Raw genomic sequence first — 16,817 nt, forward strand, 5'->3', positions numbered from 1 at the left:
TCTAAAGTACTGTCTCAAATAAGCGACACGCTTGTTTTTTATCTTAATAAAACTAAAATACACTCCTGATTAATACTTGTGATATCTATGAAAAAATTTAGCTTGTCCGAACTTTTTGCAATAAATTTGTATTCGATTAGAAAACTAAGCATTTTAGGTTTTACTTTTGTTGCATTTCCGCTAGTCATAGCGTTAATTTATAGCGCAAATCAAGTCACTGAGCTTTCCCAACAAAGTACATCGGCTATCTTTAATGTTGCTGAACTCGTTAAAACAAACCGTGAAATTAACTTTACCTTAGCTAAAATGGAACGCAGTGCTGGGCAATTTATCATTCTAAAAGATCAAGATTTATTGAGTGCTTATTTAAAAGACGAACAAGTTATCTTAAAAGCAATGGCAAGTAATAACCTCTTTAAAAGCAACCCAAGCTTACGCTTGCTCAGCACAGAGTTTTCTCAAGCGATTGAGTACCTGCATAGCTACTTAACGCGGCACCCTCTAGAAGAATCGTCATTAACATTGTTACAAGAACAATTTACCCAACTAGTTTCGATACGAAAAACAATAGCCGAAGAAAGTAATAACTTACTTGTTTTACAAGTAGAACAGGTTAAAGATTCAGCCAACGGTGTTAGACACGATATGCTGAAAAGCTTACTTATCATTCCCTTTACTTTGCTTATCGCCGCAATTTTTATCTATTTAATCACTAAACCGCTCAAGCAATTACTCAGTAAAATACATCATTTAGCATTAGGAGACTTTGAAAAAAAGGTCACTTTACATGGCTCACCTGAGATGACAGAAATTGCTGACGCCTTGGAAGTGATGCGCAAGCGCTTGCATGCTCTGGAGTTACAAAAATCGAGTTTTATTCGTCATATTTCCCATGAACTAAAAACGCCACTTGCCGCCATTAGAGAGGGAACAGAATTACTGTACGATAACAGTGTTGGTGAGTTAAACCCCGAGCAGCAAGAAATATCTAACATTATCCGTAGCAGTGTTACCCGCTTGCAACGTTTAATTGAAGACTTACTTGACTTTAATATTGTGCTCGACTCGACCAGTTTACAAGATACTGAAATTGTTGATTTATCATTGTTAGTTACTCAGGTATTACAGCAAAGAACTTTAGATATTAAACAGAAAAACTTAACCATTGACTATAAAAACCACGCAATACAACTCAAGGTCAATGCCAAACAATTAAGTGTTATTTTAGATAACCTCTTATCCAATGCGATAAAATACTCGCACGACAATAATGTTATTAACATTAACTGTTCACTTGATAATAGTCTGTTGTCGATAACCGTTATTGACCAAGGTCGCGGAATAGCCAGTAGCCAAAAAGAAAAAATATTTGATGCTTTTTATCAAGGAACACCGGCAAAGAATGCCAAAATAAAAGGTAGTGGTTTAGGTTTAACCATAGTAAAGGAGTTACTGATGCGCTTAAATGGCACCATTAATATAACCAGTAACACAGGTAAAAATAGTGGCACTGCCATGACAATAACCTTGCCTAATGCTTTTCTAACAAAAAAAATGAGTGGAGTATCAGTGTAATGTTATATTTATTTTATAGAATACTCACTGTTAGTTTTTTACTGTTATTACTGCCCGTGTTAACGGGTTGTCAGTTACTAAACAGCGACAATAAAAGCCATCACATTAACAGTGGCCCCCTTGATTATACAGAATATTATTTGTCTTTAGTCGAGTTAAACCAAGCACAAATTGCCGATAAAATACACCAACATCAATTAGTTTCGTTAGCCGAGAGCATGTTAATCAAACAAGATAAAAATAACAGTGCTGAAACTATTGAATGGCAATTAAAATCAGCACTATTTTTTGCTCTACCTCATTCACCGGTTCACAATCCGTTTACCGCAAAAAGTAAATTAAATCAGCTGTCGCTTATTACCCTGAGTAAAAACAATCTAAGCCAAAGCGACTTTGCCTTTTTTAGTATGTTAAAAACACAACTCAACCAGCAGATATTACAACTGAATGAACTATCGCAAGAAAAAAAGGCGCGACAGCTCATTAAGCAAGCCTATCAAGATCAACAACAACAATTAGAAGTGTTAAAGCAGCAAATAAATCAGCTGAGAAAAATAGAACATAATATTAATGAGCATGGGCAGTAAAAATGATGGTTTCAACAAACAGCAAAAAATTCGATCAGCAAAAAAGTGAAAAAATACTACTTGTTGATGACGATCCCAGTTTATTAAGATTACTTGGTATCCGCTTATCTGCTGCGGGTTATCAAATAGAGTCAGCAAACAGTGCTAAAATGGCTTTAGGTATTTTAGAAACATTTCATCCGCAATTAGTGATCAGCGATTTACGTATGGAAGGTATGGACGGTATGGCATTATTTGAAAAAATCCGTCAGCAACAGCCTAATTTGCCCGTCATCATTATGACCGCACACGGCACGATACCCGATGCTATTAGTGCGACTAAGCAAGGCGTATTTAGTTTTTTAACCAAACCTTTTGAAAGCCAAGAATTACTCTCTACTGTGCAAGAAGCCATTCGCTTACAACCACAAAGTAGCGCTCATAATACCGACAAAAAAGCCGATATTTGGCGCAAGAAAATAATTAGCCGAAGTGCCGTTATGTCTTCGTTGTTACAGCAAACTTATCAAGTTGCCCAAAGTGACTTTAGTTTATTGATCCATAGTCCCAGTGGTACAGGTAAAGAACTCCTGGCAAAAGCCGTGCATTTAGCAAGTAAGCGTCATGATAAAAAATTTACGGCGATTAATTGTGCGGCAATACCTGAACAATTACTCGAGTCAGAGTTATTTGGACACTGTAAAGGTGCTTTTACTGGCGCAGATAAAAATCATCAAGGGCTTTTCCAATCAACCCATGGTGGTACCTTATTTCTTGATGAAGTCGGCGACATGCCGATGAGCTTTCAAGTTAAATTATTACGCGCCTTACAAGAAAAAGAGGTGCGCCCAGTCGGCAGTGCCCAGTCAGTAAAAGTCGATGTCCGTATTATTGCCGCTACCCATAAAAACTTACAACAAGCGATCATAGATAAAAGCTTTCGTGAAGATCTTTACTACCGCTTAAATGTTGTGGAACTCACTTTACCAGCCCTGTCTGAACGACGTGAAGATATTCCTTTGCTTGCCCAGCACTTTTTAACAGTCGCGATTAAAAGTACCAGTCATAAAATAAACGGCTTTAGCCAAGCCGCGATGGAGATTTTAATTAGGGCTGAATGGCCCGGTAATATTAGACAATTACAAAATGTTGTTGAGCAATGCGTCGCTTTATCTACCGAGCCATTAATTAGTGAGAGTTTAATTAATAATGCTTTACGTAATGAAAGTGCACAGCTGCCTTCTTTTCAAGAAGCGAGAGAGCAATTCGAGCGTGACTACTTAGCAAAATTACTAAAAACCACCGAAGGTAATGTTTCACAAGCCGCAAAAATAGCGCAGCGAAACCGAACAGAATTCTATAAACTATTGAAAAAGCATCACTTAAATGCCGAATCATTTAGACTAGACAACAACATGATTTCACAAGCATAGCCGAGCATAACTAAACGATGAAAAGCTTACACTTAACCAACTTTTTTCCTTATCAGCTGACGCAACTGCAAGTAAAAGTGAGTGATAACATTGCTGACATTTACACAGGAAGATTTGAGCTTTCTCGTCAAGAATGGCGAGTGCTAGCCAGCTTAGGTAACGGAGAGTTATTATCCGCAAAGCAGATAGGTGAACAAACTAACTTAGAAAAAATGCCGGCGAGCCGCGCAATAACAAGGATGCAAGCTCAGGGATTATTGGTTAAAAACACAGATAAATCCGATAAACGCTCTTCGCTATTAAAACTAACCACGCAAGGTTTGGCTATATATCAACAGTTAATACCTATGGTGCTAGCTCGTGAGCAAGAACTATTATCGGTATTAAGTGCTGAAGAAAAAAATCAGCTAGCTAATATTATTGAAAAATTAACTTTAAAATCAGTGGATATAGCGAATCAATAACAATGACAATTGTCGCTGATAATGACTGACCAAACTCACCATTAAACAGCCTAGGTGAAATTGGCAGACAATAAATACCTACCGTAGAGCTTAGGTTTTATCGGCTGTTATTGAACGATTCATTATTAATTAAAAAGAAGAAATTGCCGTCACTAAAGTGTCAGTAACTTCAAAAAATGCCTCACCAGATCATCGTTAATACCATCAGATAAAATAGTCTGGCAACAAAGTTTTTCTGATAATACGACATGTTTTACCTCTGAACTCAAAGGGCTGAGTCAAAATAAAGAGTAAATGACGTTGCGTTAAACCCGTCAAACGATTAAAGCTAACTAGCCATGAACTATAGATTTAATACTCTAACTGTTGACAAGCTATATTAATAGTCTCAAAATAACGACCATAATTGATTAGGTGCTCAATATTTATACTTTAACAAGGTATGAATTAGAGATAATCGGGAAGTTAGTACATGCTATGCATAATTCTAACGCTGCCCCCGCAACGGTAATACTTTACGCTATGTAAAGTTAAGCCCGGAGACCGGCCTAAATGATATCGAATGACTTGCAGTGCGGTGGGCGCTACGGAATTTAATGACATTAGCAATAGCTAGTTGTCATGATCCTTCCGTACCTCCCTCAAAATTTTTTGAGGTTATTATTTTTTCTTATTTACGAAATATCTTTGTTCTTTTACTCATAGCGATGCCTGTATTTGCGCAAGTAGGAGACGTGTCAACTGACGATATAGAAGTCATTGAAGTTGTTAATGATCAGTCATTTAATACACCTAATTATCAAGTATTACATCGCGAAAGCTTTATATACTCATCGCAAACGCTTGCCGATATTTTACAGTCGATAAATGGCATTCAAATTCGCCAAATAAGTGGAATTGGTAATCCTGTCTCTGTTTCAATTAGAGGGTCGAGTAGTAAGCAGGTCCAACTTTATATTGATGGTCAACTTATTAACGATAGCCAATTTGGTGGTTTTGATTTAAACCAGATACCCACAGAACAAATTGAAAGTATTGAAATCAGTAAAAATCAAGCGATTGGTACCGGCGCTACCCCTATAGGTGGTGTTATTCGCATTAACACTTACAACCCCACTGAAGACTCCAGTAAATTAACCTTGGCCACGGGCTCATTTGGCTATCAAGAAGTTAATGCGCTTTATAATAAAGCATTTAAAACTCACAGTCTGTCTTTTGGTGGTCATTATATTAACAGTGACAACGATTACGATTTTATCGTTCCTGCGGGCTTTAGTAGTAGTGATACGTCTGACAGACAAGCATTAAGAAATAATGAGTTTACAAAGAAGTCTTTTTTTATAAACGACATATTCCAATTTAATCAACATCAGATCAGGGTCAATGTACAATATAACGATCAAGAAAAAGCCCTGCCTAATTACCAAAACAACTCCCCTGAAAACAATTCGACGTTAAACTCTGACAACTTACGCTATAGCTATCAACATCAATGGTTAAGCAAATCCCCTTGGCTAAATTCAATTGAATTTGAAGCCTACGCTGAAAATAAAGATGAGCGTTATATTTCAAGTCCCGACTCGATAAAACTTGATATCAATGATTATGAAACAACAAAAAAACATATCGGCTTTAAACCTTACCTTACATGGAACGAGTTTAATCTAATGCCATTTGTCAGTTTTAATAAACAAAATTTCAGCTCTGTTAGCGAACACAACGGAAAACCAACACAATGTAATGGTATAGCGTCATGTGATATTTCAGCAAAAAAAGAACAACTCAACATAGGCTCTCGCATTGAGTGGCAACCCGAGTCACTCCCCATAGAAGTGTATGCATTGTTGAGTAACCTACAAGAGAAAAATTCAAACATAGCGATTAATCAATCCAGTGCAGCTAAGTTTGTAGCCAATGATAATTATCAAACAACTGAAGTCGGGTTAAGCTTTAAGCAAGGTAATTTAAAAGTTACCAGTAACTTAAGTAATGGTGTGAGAACACCGACATTATACGAATTATTTGGTGATAGAGGCTCCTTTAAGGGTAATGATAATTTATTGCCAGAAGAAGCAAAAACACTCTCAATGGGTGGGCAGTACCTTTACAAAAGTCTGTCTATATCTTCATCTATTTACCAACAAAAATTAGAAAATTCAATTGTCGCAATTTTTAACTCAAGTAATGTCGGTAGCTATAGAAATGTCAGTAATGCAGACTTGTTAGGCATTGAAATTCAAACAAATTATCAATTATTAACACAATTATCTTTCGCACTACAAGCCAATATTATAGACAGTGAAACCACATCAAAATTTGTCGCATTTAATAAGAAGAAACTACCTGGTATATATCATCAACAGTACAGCGTAGCGTTGAAATACAAGGTAAATTCCGCATGGAATATGTCATTTAAAGTAAGTAAAGATAAAGACTTGTACTTCAATCTCATTAACAGAATTCAAAATAATAACGGTCATGTAGGTAATGGTAATCCAGCCAACCGCACCGTATCAGATTTTTCAGTCAACTGGAAAAAAGGCAAACATAGAATATCTTTTGCCGCCAATAATTTATTTAACGATAAATACCAAGATCTTGCGAATAGAACATCGCAGGGTCGCAGCTTAAAAATAAAATACACAATTAAGGGATTTTAAATGTTAACTAGCTTTAAAAAACACATATTACCATTAAGTTTAGTACTGAGCACTGTTGCTCTTGCAGGCTGTGGCGGAAGTTCAAAAAGTAATGTCGCACCAATAGTTACCGGCGCAAGTAGCCCAACGATAGAAGAAAACACAACATCAGTTGGCACCTATAATGCTACTGATGCCGATGGAGACGCTATCGTACTTTCACTTACGGGTAATTCAAGTGATTTATTTAGCATCACACAAAGTGGTGAATTAAGCTTTATAGATGCTCCTGATTTTGACAGCGGTGAAGTCGGTCCTTTCGCTGTCACAATTGTTGCAACGGATGACAGTAAAAAGAACTTAACCGGTGAATTGGCTATTCAAGTGAGTGTCGGTGATGTGAAAGACACACCATCATTCGCGGTTGTTCAAACAGTTGCACCTGATTTTTCAGGCTCTGAAGTTGTGACCTTAGACCCAATTACAGAGCAAGTCACCAAAGGCTATTATATTAAAGATGCCTCTGACTATACTGTTCGTAGCTACAATAAAGACGTTTTTCACATTGGCCGTTATAACATTGATTCTATTTCAAAATATAATGCTGATGCCCTTGATACAGAAGTTTGGTCATATACAACCCAAGATACCGGCGATTCAAATACTCGTAATCCCTATGACTTAGTGTCGGTCAATGAAAGCAAAGCTTATCTTTTACGTTACGGTTCAGACAAAGTTTGGATTGTTAATCCTCAGGCAACACAATTTGAAGATTTCAAATTGGGTCAATTAGATCTATCTAGCTACATCGCTGATAACAATAGTAATGGCACACCAAACCCTGCCTCAGCGACAATTGCCGACGGTAAACTGTTTATTGCTATGCAACGTTTATCAGACTCTTTTTCACCAAACACAGCTTATGTAGCCGTTTTTGATACAGCGACAGACCAAGAGATTGAAACAAATGCTGATGAAAATGATAATCTTAAAGGTATTCCGCTTCAAGGCTTAAACCCACTGGGTCATAGTATAGTGAGTCAAGGCGATACGGTATATGTTACAACACGTAACTCATATAGCAGTGCTGACTTAACCTCTAGTCGCATCGAAGCGATAGCGACAAGTGATTATAACTTGAGCAGTGTTTTGTCTGCTGCAGATATTGAAAATAATACCGGTGCTTATATTGGTTCAAGCGTCGTTGTATCCGAAACAAAAGGCTATTTTGTTGCCAGTGAAACATTTTTTACGCCAAGTTATTATGAGCTTTCAACGGTATATACCTTTAACCCGACAACGGGTGTTATTGCTAATGAAAAGGTAGCGGCTACTGGCACCGAACAAATTAGCTATATTGCTTTAGATGCTGCCAACTTTCTTTGGCTTAGCGTAAGCAATCCAGAGAAGCCAGGCGTTGATGTTATAAATACTGAAACTAACCTTAAAGTATTTCCAAGACTTGCAACAGAATTAAACCCATCTGCAATTGCCTTTATTGAATAAGATTATCTTAAAGGTAAGACATTAAAAAATAATTTGATTTAGGGCACATATTTATGTGCCCTTTTTTATTTTTACTCAGTGCTATATTAAGTTTAGTTAACGCACAATATTAAAGGGTTTAATTGCATTCATCTGTCTGAGTTCGAGAACGACCTTATTGGACGTCATATCAAGTGTCACTTGCTGTTAGCCGGCCAATAACTTGTTGAATCTTATAATACAGTCATAGCAATCACGTCTGCAGAACTAATGCAGTAGCGAAACTCAGCAGGTATTTTTTGTTGTATCACTGTGCCATTTAAGATGAATAACCTGCGGTGCTATTAATCGGTAGCTCGATGAATATGAAAAGTGTAATTTATCAAGGCCTGGTCGTGTAAGACAGCATAGTGGACTTAAATTAAGGTCAGTAATAAGCATTACTTTCCCTGCTAATTACCATGGCAGGGGCTGCGCAAAATTATCATTAGCTTAGCCTTTAATTTACTGAGCTGATAGATAAATCATCAATCAGCTCAGTAAATTGAACCGCTATCTTTGCTGATCAATTTTTTCACACATATCTGCAACACCACTTAACATTCTGGTACTGAATCTATGTAATAAATCTGCATCAACGTGAATAAACTTATTGTTTTTCACCGCGGGTATTTCTGGCCATTTTTGCCAGTCAATAATGGGTTGTGGTTTATCGGAGTTTTCATCCGGTAAAATCATTAAGTGCGGCTGGGCAACAATAACGTTTTCCGTGCTTATCTTTGGATAAGGCGTCGGGTTATCCTTAAAAACGTTCACTCCCTGGCACACTTCAATTAACTGATTTATCCAGGTTGTGCCATTAATGGTCATCATTGGCTCTGACCACAGTTGATAAAAAACGGGGATGGCTTGCTTAGTTTTATTATCGAGCCGTAATTTTTTTAAACGTTGTTCATAAGCTAACGCGACACTTTCTGCTTGCTGTTGATGTCCGGTTAAACCGCCAAAATAACGTAATTCAGTGGCAACATCTGCAATATCTACTGGATTACTAAAAACAATTTTTAGTCCTAAGCGTTTCATTTTATCAATGTCACTTTGCGAGTTGCCTGACTTCCAAACAATAACTAAATCAGGATTCAATGCCAATAATTTTTCTATTTGCATGCCGTGATAGCTGCCAACACGCGGAATATCTAGCGCCGCTTTAGGGTAATCGGAATAGGCAACCGCACCGACTATTTTATCGCCAGCACCAATATCAAATAACATTTCAACAATATGTGGCGCTAAGGCAACGATGCGCTTTGCCGATTGCTCAGCAAAACTTTTACTGGGTATGACTATCAGCAATAAGCTTATTACGGCGAAGGATATAAATCTTTTTGTCATTTTATTAAGCCTTTTACTTTTTAAGAGGCGCTTTTCAAGCACTAGGGTGTGGTCGTTTTGCTGTTGTTAATAATATCTTCAATCGCTGATATTTTTAGGTATTGCTGGCAAACATTAGCCAAACGTTCAAGCTGTTGCTCTCGGTGTTCATCAAGATTAATCGTCCGCTGGATGTCATTGTTACTGTCTAACCAGTCAACTAATAATTGTGTCGCAGCCCCTTCATCAAAAATACCATGTAGGTAAGTACCCGCTATTTGATTATCATTTGAAACACAACCATCGCTGGTCTGATTGTCACTTTTATTGAACAACAGAGGCACAGGCGTTTTATTATCAATAGCCGTCATGGTAGAAACACCACAATGAATTTCATAACCTTTAACCTGACAACTTTTACTGCCCAAGGTCATAGTGGCAGAGACTTGTGCTAATTTTTTTTCTGCGGTTAATTCAGTGGTAAGTTCGAGTAAACCTAAACCCGTTATCGCCTCAATCGTTGACTCAATACCTTCAGGATCGCTGATAGTTTGCCCAAGCATTTGATAGCCACCGCAAATACCAAACACTTTACCGCCGTAGCGCAAATGACGTTCTATATCGCTTTGCCAATCTTGTTCTTTAAGAAATTGCAGATCAAAAATAACATTTTTACTGCCGGGTAAAATCACTAAGTCACAATTGTTTATCCGCTCGCCCATTTTGACATAACGTAAATTTATTTCAGGGTTTAAACGTAACGTATCAAAGTCGGTATGGTTACTTATGTGCGGTAATAACGGTACAACAATATTTATTTTGGCTTGTTCAACCTTGTTTTCAATCGCAACGGCATCTTCGGCGTCAAGTGCTAAGTCGTGTAAATAAGGTAATACCCCTAATACTGGCTTACCCGTTTTCTCTTCTAACCAATCAAGTCCAGACGTTAATAAGTTAATGTCTCCACGAAAGCGATTAATTATAAAACCTTTCACGCGGTTTTGCTCTGAAGGTGATAATAGCTCGAGTGTCCCCACTAAGTGAGCAAAAACACCCCCCCGGTCGATATCAGCAACGAGGATCACAGGACAATCTACCGCTTCGGCATAGCCCATATTAGCAATATCATTAGCGCGTAAATTTATCTCTGCGGGGCTACCTGCCCCTTCAACCATTAGCAGCTGAAACTCTTTCGCTAAACGGTGATGTGATTCGAGGACAGCGTCCATCGCTACTTTTTTATAGTCGTGGTAGCTGGTCGCCTCCATATTTGATATGGCTCGACCATGAACAATCACTTGTGCCCCCGTATCGCTATTGGGTTTAAGTAATATCGGATTAAAATCAACACGTGGTGCAATCTTTGCGGCCACTGCTTGTAGTGCTTGCGCCCGACCAATTTCACCACCATCACTAGTAACAGCACTATTTAAAGCCATATTTTGTGGCTTAAACGGTGCTACTTTATAACCTAAATTTACAAATACTCGGCATAAACCAGCCACCAAGGTACTCTTTCCGGCGTCAGAGGTGGTGCCCTGCACCATTAATGTTTTCATTAATTTTGTTGTTCCGATATTTTATTTATCAACGCGTCACTTTTTAATGTCAGTGGTAATCCAGCGATAACAAAATCGACTTGCTTGGCTAATGTAGCCAGTTCTTGATGCAGCCAACCTGCTTGGTCGACAAATTGTCGCGACAGCTCGCCCATAGGCACAATCCCATGCCCGACCTCATTACTAACAAAAATAAGCTTTTTTGATTGATAGGCGTTGGTATCGCTAATAAATAGCGTTATAAATTCGATAAACAGTGACTTTTGCTGGCGATAAAACTCGCTATCTTGATGGCATAAACAATTACTTAGCCAAAGTGTTAAGCAATCAACCAGCACACAATCACTGCTTTGTAATGCTTGTTGAAGTGCCTCAGCTAAATACAACGGCGATTCAAGCAGTTGCCAATGTTGAGGACGTTCGCCTTGATGCTGTAAAATACGTGCGCTCATTTCTGCATCATGGGCTTGCGCCGTAGCGAGATAACATATCGTTAGCCCTGCTGATTCAGCCTGTTTGGCAATATTTTCGGCGAGGCTCGACTTTCCTGAGCGTGCTCCGCCTAAAATTAGATGAAGTGTATTAGCATCACTAATTTTCATAGGCCTGCCTCCGTCAAAAATGTTGTCGCTGGAGATGCTAAGACCAGTAAAATAGTATAAACCGCCACTTCTAAAATTTGTTGCGCAGCTCCTAAACAATCACCAGTAAAACCACCTAATTGACGATTAAACCAAAATATTAATAAAAGACGCATTAGCCATAAGCCCGCTATTAGTACTAAACAATGCACGGCTGGTAATAAGCTAAACATCACCACCGCTGAGGTAATTAATAAGATTAACAAGCCTTTTAGAGATAAATGCTGCGCTAAAGGTTTAACCTTTGATTGTGCATCTTCGCTGACATAAGCCATGCTAAAGATTAAACTGGTACTGACGGCTCGGCTTAAGGTATGCGCTATAATCAATGCCACAAAAAGTGCTAATAAAGGATTGCTGCTATGGCTACTTAATAACACTAAACTCTGATATTTGATCATTAAAATGAAAAATAAGCTGGCTGCGCCATAAGTCCCTAAACGGCTATCTTTCATAATGTTTAGCTTTTGTTCAACGGTCCAACCACCACCAAAGCCATCCCAAACATCAGCCCAACCATCTTCGTGAAAAGCGCCGGTAAGCAATAAGCTCGCCGCCATAGAAATAAGTACCGCTAAAGAAATGGGTAAAAAGCTCGCCAACAACACTAAAATAGAGGCGGTGATCACACCAATAAACAAACCAATTAAGGCAAAATATCGGCTCGCTTGATGAAGCATTTCAGGTTTTACCACCTCAGGTAAACGCACCGGTATACGAGTAAAAAAACTTAAAGCAAGTAACAACAAATAGTATTGTTGTTGGCATTGTTGCCAGCGTGATTGCTTAGTCATTTAATCTTCAGCTTTGTTAGTGTTAGCACCAGTAACATCGGTCACTTGCGCCTGAGTAAAGCTTGCCATATCATTATAAAAAGCCACAGCCGCCTGAATTAATGGCAGTGCTAATGCAGCGCCTGTGCCTTCCCCTAAGCGTAAACCTAAATTTAATAGCGGCTTAACCTGCAAATGGCTAAGCATTTTTTGATGACCTTGCTCACCCGAGCAATGGGCAAAAATCATATAATCTTTAACATTTTTATTAATACTGATAGCGAGCATAGCGGCGGCAGTACAAATAAAACCGTCAACAACAACAAGCATTTCTTGTTCGGCCGCCGCTAACATAGCTGCGGTAATTTGTACGATTTCAAAACCACCTAAAGACGCTAAAATTTCTTTAGGGCTGTTGAGACTTCCTTGATGAAGCACTAATGCTTGCTCAATGACCTGTTGTTTGATTTTTACTATTTCATCACTAACGCCAGTACCTCGTCCAACACATTCGCTGGCTGGAATACCCATAACAGCCGCCATAATAGCGGCGGCAGAAGTAGTGTTACCAATTCCCATTTCACCAAAAGCGATTAAGTTACAGCCTTTTTCATGAACTGATTTGACCAAAGCAGTCGCTTTTTCAAAACCGAGTTCAACTTGCGCTAGACTCATCGCTGGTGCGATATTTAATGGTGCGGTGATATTGCCTAAACGTTGATTGATAACGCCTGAACAATTATCAATTGGCGATAAAATACCCGCATCTACCACACTTAACTGCCAACCAAGCTGCTTACAAAAGACATTAATCGCCGCGCCACCGCTGGCAAAATTAGCCACCATTTGTGAGGTCACTTCACTAGGTGCAATAGAAACACCTTGCGCTGCGACACCGTGATCACCGGCAAATATAAATAAACTAGGATGTTTAATACTCAATGATTGTTGGTCAGTATTTACTATTGATAACTGCACAGCGGCAATAATTTTAGCGGTATCTTCTAGTTGGCCTAATGCGCCGAGTGGTTTAGTTTTTCCATCGATAGTCGACTGGATCTGTTGATTAAACACATCAGTTACTTTTTTAATAGCAAAGTTCATCAATAGCTCCTTTAAGCTTTATTTTTGCGAAAGTACAACAAGGATAAAAAGAATAAGCTCCCCAAAGCAGAAGTGATAACACCTACGGGTAGCTCTTGGTTTTCTAGTACAACTCTCGATAATACATCCACCCAAATCATAAAAATACCACCGACTAAAGCGGTTAACATAATGCCAAAAACAGTGCCTTGAGAAACAAAAAATCGTACAATATGGGGTATCATCAAGCCAACAAAGCCTATACCGCCGCACAAAGAGACTAACGTTGCGGTGATCAGTGAACTCAGTACCAACATCACTAAGCGAAAGCGGTTAACATTAATACCTAAGGTTGTAGCACTTTCATCGCCTAACAACATTGCATTCAGTTGGCGTCGATACGCTAACATCATAATGACACAGCTAATAATAACGACCGCGGGAAACCATAAAATTGACCATTGCGCACGTGAAAAACTGCCCATAGTCCAAAATAATATCGCCGTAACCGCTTGTGGATCGGTATGATAAAGTAACAAGCTAGTAAACGAGCTGAACAAAAACGATAACGCTACGCCAGCCAATAGCATAGATTCAACTTGTTGACTTTGCCGACGACCAGAGATCATTAGCAACATTAGCATCGCCACTAAACTGCCCGCAAAAGCCGCGACAGGTGTTACAACAGAAATAGTGCTGCCCAATAAAACAATAGATATAACGACTCCTAAAGAAGCCCCTGAAGAAATACCAAAAAGATAAGGGTCAGCTAATGGATTTCGCGTTACCGTTTGTAAAATCAGCCCAGAAACCGCTAAGCCACAACCCGCTAAAAAAGCTAAAATGGCGCGCGGCATGCGTAACTCCCAAATAATACGCTCATAAAAAATCACCTCACTAGCGTCTTTATCTGCGGATAAACTAGCCAGTAGACTCGAAGTAACATCGCTAAAACTGATATCTGCCGCACCTAAAGATAACGACGCAATAAAGCTGATAACACCGAAAGCTAAGGTCAGAAAAATAATCCCCGAATGATTGACCTTAAACATGAGGTAACGCTCTACTTTCTGCCGTTTTTTCTTGAGTATCGTAGCCATAGAAATAAGAAATATGAGGAACCTTATGTTGTGGATGAAGAGAAACTTGCGCGCAGACACCAAATACATTTGATAACATTTCAGAGGTGATCACCGCTTGTGGTGACCCTTGCTTAACCAGTTTACCTTTATCTAACACCAGCAGTTGATCGCACATCGCACTGGCAAGGTTTAAATCATGAAAAGACGCAATAACCGTGATGCCTAGCGATTTAGCTAATTCAATAACCTGAATTTGATAGCGAACATCAAGATGACTGGTTGGCTCGTCCATAATAAGTAAGCTGGGCGTTTGCACGATAGCACGAGCTATAAGTGCGCGTTGTTTTTCTCCACCGGATAAATGTTCAAAATTTTGTAAGTTTTTATCCACTAAGCCAACCTGCTTAATAGCACGGTCTATCTTGAGTCGGTCGCTGGCTTGATCACGGGTAAATAGACCTTTGTGTGGCAGTAAACCCAGCGCAACAACGTCATGAACAGTTAAGTTAAAATGGGTGGGTGTTTCTTGTAAAACTACAGCGATATCTTGCGCATATTGATAGGCGTCATACTTTTTCCAAATATCTTTTTGATTAAATTCCACCAAACCAGAATCAGGTTTTACGTAACGATATAAGCAGCGAAGTAAGCTAGACTTTCCGGCACCATTAGGCCCTAAAATACCAGTAAAACTGCCTTTTTTAATGGTGAAAGAAATATCATCTAAAATAAGTTGGCTGTCGGCATGCCAAGAAAGATGCTGCACTGAAAGCAATGCGGTATTAGCGGTATTTATTGATGAGGATTGATCCTGGCTACTATTCAAAAATTGCTACTCACATACTATTGACACTTAAGGAGCATCAAACAGAGCACAATCAATCTCTTAGTATATGAAAACTCAAGAGTCGACAATACAATGTTCGAGTAAACCCGCTCGACTTTGTTGGTTTTGCCTGTCATTTTGATAGGCAAATGACTCTAAATTAATGGGTATCCTGACTTAAGCTTTATGGTTATTAAATACCACTAAAAGGCTTTTACAGTTGCGGGTACAGTTGCGGTTTTTCACCACATTCCCACATTAAAAATGAGTTATATAATTTTGTTTGGAGATTATCGTCTGCTCACTAAAAATAGCAAGGTTTAATTGCCAATAACACCGAATTCATTGACTTATCGAGGTAACTTATCACCACACTATTTTTGGCCAATCAACGCCACTATCATCAGTATAAATATTAACTTTAACTAGCCCCGCATAAGGAATATCAATATGACTCATGTGAACCGTGCCCGGCATAGGCAAATTAAGTACACGCGCAATTAAGTGTTTGATAACACCACCATGCGCAACCACCAAGGTATTTCCTTCGGGTGCGTCTGCAAGCCATTCTTGCCACCAAGTATCGACACGCTTGACAAAATCAGCCATAGCTTCACCATTAGGCACAGTATGCTGCCAAGGGTTTTGCCAAAAATCACCCAGTGAAGGCTGCACAGCACTGGCTTTTATCTGCCACAAGGCTTGATAGGTTTTTCCATCCCAATCACCAAAATTCATTTCTTTAAGGTTATCGCTTAATTGGAGATTAATGCTGTATTTTAATGAGTATGCTTTGGCAAACACCTGACAACGTTGCAAAGGTGAACTGATACAAAAGGATATCTCTGGTAATTTTTGGCTAACGTCCCACAGCTGTTGCAAGCCATTTTCAGAAAGTGCGACATCTGTTTTACCGGCTAAAATACCCGGTGTAGCAATTTCACCATGGCGTAATAAATATAAAGTCCGCTGTAGCAAAGCATTACCTCTTAATATATATAGTGTAAAAAAGCATAGCGTAACCTTAAATTCAATATTGCGTAAGTACTATGACAAATAGCCGTGCACTTATAAGCGACAGCATGCGCGTCAATGTTGTTCACTTTAGCAAAATGAGCACTTAACTACCTCGCCATTTAGCCTCACGTTTACGGAAAAAACGCACGTTTTAATCCCTCATTTCCATCATAATAGGACCCTAGATTTAAAGGTAAAATACCTGCTAATTCGTTTTGTTCTTTTGATACTGTTGAAAACCAAGGCGGTCCGGGGGCTTCTCTCTTAATGCTTTAATGTAATAGCAAAAAGTGCCTAAATTCA

General features: G+C 38.8%; 14 protein-coding genes and 2 riboswitches. Of the genes, 6 read left to right on the forward strand and 8 right to left on the reverse strand.

All coding sequences use genetic code 11. The features are described 5' to 3' along the window. Positions 1 to 87 precede the first annotated feature (87 nt). The 6 genes from H4J76_RS06165 to H4J76_RS06190 all read left to right on the forward strand — a co-directional run bounded on the left by H4J76_RS06165 (position 88) and on the right by H4J76_RS06190 (position 8,183). Complete coding sequence (locus H4J76_RS06165) at positions 88 to 1,575, forward strand: cell wall metabolism sensor histidine kinase WalK (RefSeq protein WP_182216666.1); 1,488 nt, start codon at positions 88 to 90, stop codon at positions 1,573 to 1,575. Next, complete coding sequence (locus tag H4J76_RS06170) at positions 1,575 to 2,162, forward strand: hypothetical protein (RefSeq protein ID WP_182216664.1); 588 nt, start codon at positions 1,575 to 1,577, stop codon at positions 2,160 to 2,162. Before H4J76_RS06165 ends, H4J76_RS06170 begins: the two co-directional genes overlap by 1 nt. 2 nt (positions 2,163 to 2,164) lie before the next feature. Next, positions 2,165 to 3,574, forward strand: coding sequence for a sigma 54-interacting transcriptional regulator (locus tag H4J76_RS06175; RefSeq protein WP_269447154.1), 1,410 nt, complete (start codon positions 2,165 to 2,167; stop codon positions 3,572 to 3,574). Positions 3,575 to 3,591: 17 nt separating this feature from the next. Continuing rightward, positions 3,592 to 4,038: a MarR family winged helix-turn-helix transcriptional regulator gene (locus H4J76_RS06180; RefSeq protein WP_070375908.1), complete on the forward strand. Its 447-nt coding sequence runs from the start codon at positions 3,592 to 3,594 to the stop codon at positions 4,036 to 4,038. 395 nt (positions 4,039 to 4,433) lie between these two features. Continuing rightward, positions 4,434 to 4,605: riboswitch (cobalamin riboswitch) on the forward strand. A 29-nt stretch (positions 4,606 to 4,634) separates the two neighbouring features. Then, entirely contained in the window at positions 4,635 to 6,698 is a 2,064-nt protein-coding gene (locus tag H4J76_RS06185; protein ID WP_259377121.1) for a TonB-dependent receptor, read from the forward strand. Further along, positions 6,699 to 8,183: a cadherin repeat domain-containing protein gene (locus H4J76_RS06190; RefSeq protein ID WP_182230267.1), complete on the forward strand. Its 1,485-nt coding sequence runs from the start codon at positions 6,699 to 6,701 to the stop codon at positions 8,181 to 8,183. It abuts the gene before it with no gap. Between the two features lie 531 nt (positions 8,184 to 8,714). Here the strand turns inward: H4J76_RS06190 and H4J76_RS06195 are convergent. From H4J76_RS06195 to H4J76_RS06230, 8 genes are all read right to left on the reverse strand, one after another. Next, positions 8,715 to 9,554 carry a cobalamin-binding protein gene (locus tag H4J76_RS06195; RefSeq protein WP_070375906.1) on the reverse strand — a complete coding sequence of 280 codons (840 nt, stop codon included), beginning with the start codon at positions 9,552 to 9,554 and terminating at the stop codon, positions 8,715 to 8,717. 41 nt (positions 9,555 to 9,595) lie between these two features. Further along, positions 9,596 to 11,092 carry a cobyric acid synthase gene (locus tag H4J76_RS06200; RefSeq protein WP_182230268.1) on the reverse strand — a complete coding sequence of 499 codons (1,497 nt, stop codon included), beginning with the start codon at positions 11,090 to 11,092 and terminating at the stop codon, positions 9,596 to 9,598. Beyond that, positions 11,092 to 11,694 (reverse strand): bifunctional adenosylcobinamide kinase/adenosylcobinamide-phosphate guanylyltransferase, encoded by a 603-nt coding sequence (gene cobU, locus H4J76_RS06205; protein WP_182230269.1) that lies wholly within the window; start codon positions 11,692 to 11,694, stop codon positions 11,092 to 11,094. The genes H4J76_RS06200 and cobU overlap by 1 nt, the downstream gene beginning before the upstream one ends. Beyond that, complete coding sequence (locus tag H4J76_RS06210) at positions 11,691 to 12,527, reverse strand: adenosylcobinamide-GDP ribazoletransferase (RefSeq protein WP_182230270.1); 837 nt, start codon at positions 12,525 to 12,527, stop codon at positions 11,691 to 11,693. Before H4J76_RS06210 ends, cobU begins: the two co-directional genes overlap by 4 nt. Continuing rightward, entirely contained in the window at positions 12,528 to 13,610 is a 1,083-nt protein-coding gene (gene cobT / locus H4J76_RS06215) for a nicotinate-nucleotide--dimethylbenzimidazole phosphoribosyltransferase (protein WP_182230271.1), read from the reverse strand. 11 nt (positions 13,611 to 13,621) lie between these two features. Next, positions 13,622 to 14,641: an iron ABC transporter permease gene (locus tag H4J76_RS06220; protein ID WP_182230272.1), complete on the reverse strand. Its 1,020-nt coding sequence runs from the start codon at positions 14,639 to 14,641 to the stop codon at positions 13,622 to 13,624. After that, positions 14,634 to 15,497 (reverse strand): ABC transporter ATP-binding protein, encoded by an 864-nt coding sequence (locus H4J76_RS06225; protein ID WP_220465270.1) that lies wholly within the window; start codon positions 15,495 to 15,497, stop codon positions 14,634 to 14,636. Before H4J76_RS06225 ends, H4J76_RS06220 begins: the two co-directional genes overlap by 8 nt. 144 nt (positions 15,498 to 15,641) lie before the next feature. Continuing rightward, positions 15,642 to 15,791: riboswitch (cobalamin riboswitch) on the reverse strand. 72 nt (positions 15,792 to 15,863) lie between these two features. Then, positions 15,864 to 16,475: a histidine phosphatase family protein gene (locus H4J76_RS06230; RefSeq protein WP_182221874.1), complete on the reverse strand. Its 612-nt coding sequence runs from the start codon at positions 16,473 to 16,475 to the stop codon at positions 15,864 to 15,866. Positions 16,476 to 16,817 lie beyond the last annotated feature (342 nt).

Origin of the sequence: Colwellia sp. BRX9-1, from assembly GCF_014077195.1 — a bacterium.
Taxonomy (GTDB): domain Bacteria; phylum Pseudomonadota; class Gammaproteobacteria; order Enterobacterales; family Alteromonadaceae; genus Colwellia_A.

Coding starts and splice junctions, on each gene's coding strand:
- H4J76_RS06165 (WP_182216666.1), top strand. CDS start 88: ATGAAAAAATTTAGCTTGTCCGAACTTTTTGCAATAAATTTGTATTCG.
- H4J76_RS06170 (WP_182216664.1), top strand. CDS start 1,575: ATGTTATATTTATTTTATAGAATACTCACTGTTAGTTTTTTACTGTTA.
- H4J76_RS06175 (WP_269447154.1), top strand. CDS start 2,165: ATGATGGTTTCAACAAACAGCAAAAAATTCGATCAGCAAAAAAGTGAA.
- H4J76_RS06180 (WP_070375908.1), top strand. CDS start 3,592: ATGAAAAGCTTACACTTAACCAACTTTTTTCCTTATCAGCTGACGCAA.
- H4J76_RS06185 (WP_259377121.1), top strand. CDS start 4,635: ATGACATTAGCAATAGCTAGTTGTCATGATCCTTCCGTACCTCCCTCA.
- H4J76_RS06190 (WP_182230267.1), top strand. CDS start 6,699: ATGTTAACTAGCTTTAAAAAACACATATTACCATTAAGTTTAGTACTG.
- H4J76_RS06195 (WP_070375906.1), bottom strand. CDS start 9,554: ATGACAAAAAGATTTATATCCTTCGCCGTAATAAGCTTATTGCTGATA.
- H4J76_RS06200 (WP_182230268.1), bottom strand. CDS start 11,092: ATGAAAACATTAATGGTGCAGGGCACCACCTCTGACGCCGGAAAGAGT.
- cobU (WP_182230269.1), bottom strand. CDS start 11,694: ATGAAAATTAGTGATGCTAATACACTTCATCTAATTTTAGGCGGAGCA.
- H4J76_RS06210 (WP_182230270.1), bottom strand. CDS start 12,527: ATGACTAAGCAATCACGCTGGCAACAATGCCAACAACAATACTATTTG.
- cobT (WP_182230271.1), bottom strand. CDS start 13,610: ATGAACTTTGCTATTAAAAAAGTAACTGATGTGTTTAATCAACAGATC.
- H4J76_RS06220 (WP_182230272.1), bottom strand. CDS start 14,641: ATGTTTAAGGTCAATCATTCGGGGATTATTTTTCTGACCTTAGCTTTC.